Consider the following 5,447-nt stretch of genomic DNA (forward strand, 5'->3'; position numbering starts at 1 on the left):
GTTAGCAAGTCGGTACGGTTAGACGGTGCGCTTTGCCTCCTGGTGAGCGCACCGTTTCCATATCACCTTCCTGGGTTTCGGCCCTGAAGTATTGTTGAAGCAGAGGTGAAGTGGTGGGGTCCATTCTGGAAATGCGGGAGATCACCAAACGTTTTACCGGGGTCGTGGCCCTGAAAGACGTTAATCTGGTGGTCCAGGCGGGAGAAATCCACGCGATTTGCGGCGAGAACGGCGCCGGAAAGTCGACGTTGATGAAGGTGCTGAGCGGTGTGCATCCGCACGGAACCTATGAAGGGCAGATTTTTTACGATGGCGAGGAGGTCCAGTTCGATTCAATTCGCGACAGCGAAGAGAAGGGCATCATCATCATTCACCAGGAACTCGCGCTGGTGCCTTTGATGACGATCGCCGAGAACATCTTCCTCGGCAACGAGCAGGCAAAGCACGGCGTGATCGACTCGGGCGTGACGCACAGTCGCGCAGCCGAATTGCTCAAGAAAGTCGGCTTGAAGGAGCTGCCGGACGAGCTGATCACCAATCTGGGGGTCGGCAAACAGCAACTCGTCGAAATCGCCAAGGCGCTGGCCAAGAAGGTCCGGCTCCTGATTCTCGACGAGCCGACCGCCAGCTTGAACGAGAACGACAGTCAGGCGCTGCTCGATCTGTTGCTGGAGTTCAAGGCGCAGGGCATGACGATGATCATGATCTCGCACAAGCTCAACGAGATTGCGCGCATTGCCGACTCGGTGACAGTCATTCGTGACGGATCGACCGTGCAGACGATGGATTGCCGCGACGCGCCGATCAACGAGGATGTGATCATCCGTCACATGGTCGGACGCGAGATGGCGGACCGATATCCGCATCGCGAACCGAATATTGGCGAGACGATCTTCGAGATCAAGGACTGGGTCGTCTATCACGCACAGCACGCCGATCGTAAATTCATCAAGAACGTGAGTTTCAACGTGCGCCGTGGCGAAGTGCTGGGGATTGCCGGACTGATGGGCGCCGGGCGAACCGAACTGGCGATGAGCATCTTCGGGCGTAGCTACGGCAAGAACATCTCCGGAACGGCGCTGCTGAACGGCAAGGAAGCCGATATCAGCACGGTGGAGAAGGCGATCCGGAACAAGATTGCCTACGTGACCGAAGACCGCAAGGGCTATGGCCTGATCCTCGAAAACGAGATCCAGCACAACGTGACGATGGCGAACATGGATGGCGTATCGAGCAAGGGCGTCATCAACCAGGGGCAGGAGTTTGCCGTCGCCTCCGAGTACAAGAAGAAGATCAACATCCGCTGCCCGAGCGTGTTCCAGCTCGTCGGCAACCTGTCGGGCGGCAACCAGCAAAAGGTCGTGCTCAGCAAGTGGTTGTTTGCCGGGCCGGATGTGTTGATCCTGGACGAGCCGACGCGCGGCATCGACGTCGGCGCGAAATACGAGATCTATTGCCTGATCGAGCAGCTGGCAAGGGAGGGGAAGTGCATCATCATGATCTCCTCGGAAATGCCGGAGCTCCTCGGTATGACGGACCGCCTCTACGTCATGAACGAAGGTGCGTTCATCGCCGAGATGAAGACGTCCGACGCGAGTCAGGAAAAGATCATGCGTGCAATTGTTACCGCAGGGAAAGGTTGATATGAACAGCAAAGCAGAAATGACGATGACTGACGTCGAGAAAATCTCGGTCGGCAGCTTCATCAAGAAAAACGTCCGTGAATACGGAATCCTCCTGGCGCTGGCCATCATCATGGTCTTCTTCGAGGTCATGACCGATGGCACGCTGATGCAGCCGCTCAACATCACGAACCTGCTGCTGCAAAACAGCTACATCGTGATCATGGCGCTGGCCATGCTGCTGATCATCGTCGCCGGCCACATCGACCTCTCGGTCGGTTCGGTGGCGGGGTTCATCGGCGGTCTGGCTGCTGTTCTGATGGTTGAATTGCAGTGGCATTACATTCCTGCGGCGATTGTCTGCCTGCTGGTCGGTGCGATGATTGGCGGCCTGCAAGGCTATTTCGTCGCCTTCCACAAAATTCCGGCCTTTATCGTGACGCTGGGTGGCATGCTGGTCTTCCGTGGTCTCGTACTCTGGCTGCTCGGTGGCAAGTCGATCGGCCCGTTCCCGAAAGAGTTCCAGCTCTTGAGTTCCGGCTTCATCCCCGATCCCCTCGGCGGTGAATCGTTGCGCCTCTTTTCGCTGCTCATCGGCTGTGCCGTTGCCTTCTTCATCTTCTACATGAACTGGCGCGAGCGGGCGAACCACATCAAGTACGGCGTTGCTGCCGAACCGGTTGGCTTCGTCATCGGCAAGAACGTCTTCTTCGGTGGCGCGATTGTGTACTTCAGCTACCTGTTGGCGAGCTACAAGGGCATCCCGAATGTGGTCGTCGTCATGTTCCTCCTCATGCTGCTCTTCGATTTCTTCACCACGCGCACGACGCTCGGTCGTCGAATCTACGCGCTGGGCGGCAACGAGAAGGCCGCGCGACTCTCCGGTATCAAGACGAACTTCCTGACGTTCTACACCTTCGTCACGATGGGCGTCATGGCGGCGCTTGGCGGACTCGTCTTCGCGGCGCGTCTGAACACGGCGACGCCGAAGGCCGGTGACGGCATGGAACTCGACGTCATCGCCGCGTGCTTTATCGGCGGCGCATCGACGACCGGCGGTTTCGGCAAGGTGGTCGGTGCGGTGATCGGCGCCTTCGTCATGGGCGTCATGAACAACGGCATGTCGATCCTCGGTATCGGTATCGACTGGCAGAAGGTCATCAAGGGCGTCGTGCTCGTCGCTGCCGTGTTTGTCGACCTGTACCAGCGTAACAAGGCCCGCTAATCGCAGGCCAAGCAGACCGCGCGCGCTCTTCGGGCGCGCGCTCTGTGGAGTGGTGCTGCAAGTTGGACCGAAAGCCTCTTTTCTTTGGGAGCGCGCAGGAAACGAACTCAAGCGATTCCTGCAAGGGGGCGGTGCGGTCAAAAAAGACAGCGCGGCGCCAGTCCACAGGGGCAATCACACGTAGAACAGCCATCAAGGGGATGAATATGCGTCCGACCGACGCAGGCCAGCAACTCAATCCGCTGCTTCCGGGCTATTCGTTCAATATCTATCTCGTAGCCGGGACGACTCCGATCATCGAGAACGGTCCGCTCGATTTCGTCATCGACCGGCAGAACGGCATGAGCGGCTACATCATCAACATGACCATCAAGGGCCGCGGCAAGGCCTTCGATGGCGAGGATGCGTTCTACTGCAACCCCGGTGACCTGCTGCTCTTTCCGCCGGACGCCAAACATTACTACGGCCGCGCGCCCGACAGCCCCGACTGGTATCACCGCTGGGTCTACTTCCGGCCGCGCGCCTACTGGGCGCACTGGCTGAAATGGCGCAACCAGGTGAACAAGGTCGGGCGACTGACCCTGCCCGACAAGGCGCTGATCAACGAGTTCGAAGCGCTGTTCGAGCAGATCGAGTCGACGTACCGCGAAGAGCGGCGTTCCTCGGAGGAGCTCGCGATCAATTTGCTCGAACGCTTGCTTATCCGCTGCTTCCAGGAAACGCCGGAAAACCGCGTGACACCGGTCGATACGCGCATCGAGGAGGCGTGTCAGTACCTCTCGCGCAATCTATCCGAGGAGGTCAATGTCGAGGAAGTCGCGCGCCACGTCTGCCTGTCGCCGTCGCGTCTCGCGCACCTGTTTCGCGAACAGATGGGCGTCAATATCGTGCGTTGGCGCGAGGATCAGCGGATGATCCTCGCCAAGCTCCTGCTGCAAAGCACGCGTACGCCAATCGCCAAGATCGCGAGCCACGTCGGCTACGACGATCAGATGTACTTCTCACGCGTCTTCCGCAAGCGCGTGGGCACGAGTCCCAGCGAATTCAGAAGAAGCAGCGACGCGCCGCCCGCGTTCTGCGAAATCCCGATGACGCCGGACGGCCTCTCCGGGTTCGATCTTCAACCACTACCGGGCGACACGCCGATGGGCGACACCCGTCTTTTCCAGGGTAACCAATGACAAGCACCCGCATCATCTGTCCGGACGGACAAGCACTCAACCTGATCCAGCTCTCCCACGCCTCGGGCCTGAGGCTGGACCTGATCGACTGGGGCGCCACCTGGGTTTCCTGCCGGGTACCGGTGGCCGGCGTCGAGCGCGAAGTGCTGCTCGGTCATGCCACGTTGGCCGACTACTTCAGGCAGCAGGGCTATCTCGGCGTGACCGTCGGACGTTTCGCCAACCGCATCGGCCAGGCGCGGATCGAGCGTGACGGGCGCGTGTTCCAGCTTGCCGCCAACCAGGGCGCGCACCAGTTGCACGGCGGGCCGGGCGGACTCAGTACGCGCCGCTGGAGAATCGTCGAGCAGGGCCAAGCGCACGTGGTGTTCGGGATCGAATCGCCCGATGGCGATCAAGGCTACCCCGGAAATCTCGCGGCGACGGTCTGTTACCGCCTCGAAGACGGGCTGCGCATCAGCATGGAGTACACCGCGACCGTCGATGCGCCGTGCCCGGTCAACTTCACCAACCACGCCTACTTCAACCTCGACGGCGCGGCGACCGACGTGCGTGAGCATGTCCTGCAGATCGCCGCGCACGAATACCTGCCGACCGACGAAGACATGATCCCGCTCGGAAAGCTGGCGCCGGTCGCCGGCACCGGCTTCGATTTCAATGTCGCGAAGAAGATCGGCGCCGATTTCCTCGGCGATGCGCAACAGAAGACGGCGCTCGGTTACGACCATGCCTTCCAGCTCGACCCGGCGTGCCGCGGCATGAAGGCGGTCGCCGTGTCGGTGGTGTCGGGCGATGGCAGACTGGCGATGGATCTGCTGACGACCAAGCCGGCGATGCAGTTCTACAGCGGCAATCATCTGGCCGGGATCTCCGCGCGCGATGGCGGAAGCTACCGACCGCACCAAGGGCTGGCGCTCGAGACCGAATTCCTGCCGGATTGCCCGAATCATCCGGAATGGCCAGAAGCCGACTGTTGGCTCGTGCCCGGCGAGACCTACAAGCAGGCGACGGCCTTGATCTTCCGGCCGCTCTGACGAGGCTGCCGGAACCGCGGAAATTCCCGACCGGCGCGCTCAAGCATGGGCGCCGCCAGCCGTTGACGGAGCCGTCTCTCCCAAGCCCACGAGGGCCGGCGCCCGAACAGGACGCCGGGAACTGCCATGTTGAATCTGACCCTGAACTGCTCCGACTCGATCGACACCGTCCTGCCCGTGGTCGAGCTGGCGATGCACACGGGGGAAGAGTGTTGCATCCGTAACATCAATCACCTCGGACAGGTCCATACGGCTGCCCTGGCTTTGCTCGCGAAATCGGGCTGCCTGATGAATGCCGAGAGCGGGCGGATTGTCCGCTCCAAGCCCGGCTTCCGGCTGCTCGTCATCGACGAATACGGCGTCACCCGCGCGCTGAGCGCGTGAC

Annotated in this window: 5 protein-coding genes; all 5 read left to right on the forward strand. The window is 60.8% G+C overall.

Features of this window, described 5'->3' with window-relative positions; genetic code table 11:
* Positions 1–113 precede the first annotated feature (113 nt).
* The 5 genes from mmsA to KBA32_RS16350 all read left to right on the forward strand — a co-directional run bounded on the left by mmsA (position 114) and on the right by KBA32_RS16350 (position 5,446).
* Positions 114–1,643 (forward strand): multiple monosaccharide ABC transporter ATP-binding protein, encoded by a 1,530-nt coding sequence (gene mmsA, locus KBA32_RS16330; protein WP_294361249.1) that lies wholly within the window; start codon positions 114–116, stop codon positions 1,641–1,643.
* A gap of 1 nt (position 1,644) precedes the next feature.
* Positions 1,645–2,847, forward strand: a complete 1,203-nt coding sequence (gene mmsB, locus KBA32_RS16335; protein ID WP_294361252.1) for a multiple monosaccharide ABC transporter permease — start codon at positions 1,645–1,647, stop codon at positions 2,845–2,847.
* Positions 2,848–3,053: 206 nt separating this feature from the next.
* On the forward strand, positions 3,054–4,028 hold the full coding sequence (gene araC / locus KBA32_RS16340; protein WP_294361254.1) for an arabinose operon transcriptional regulator AraC: 975 nt from the start codon (positions 3,054–3,056) through the stop codon (positions 4,026–4,028).
* A complete protein-coding gene (galM, locus tag KBA32_RS16345; protein ID WP_294361256.1) occupies positions 4,025–5,062 on the forward strand; it encodes a galactose-1-epimerase in 1,038 nt (345 codons plus the stop codon). The genes araC and galM overlap by 4 nt, the downstream gene beginning before the upstream one ends.
* Positions 5,063–5,188: 126 nt before the next feature.
* Complete coding sequence (locus tag KBA32_RS16350; protein ID WP_294361258.1) at positions 5,189–5,446, forward strand: hypothetical protein; 258 nt, start codon at positions 5,189–5,191, stop codon at positions 5,444–5,446.
* Position 5,447: the final 1 nt, after the last annotated feature.

The sequence above is a fragment of the Propionivibrio sp. genome (genome assembly GCF_017995515.1).
Taxonomy (GTDB): domain Bacteria; phylum Pseudomonadota; class Gammaproteobacteria; order Burkholderiales; family Rhodocyclaceae; genus Propionivibrio.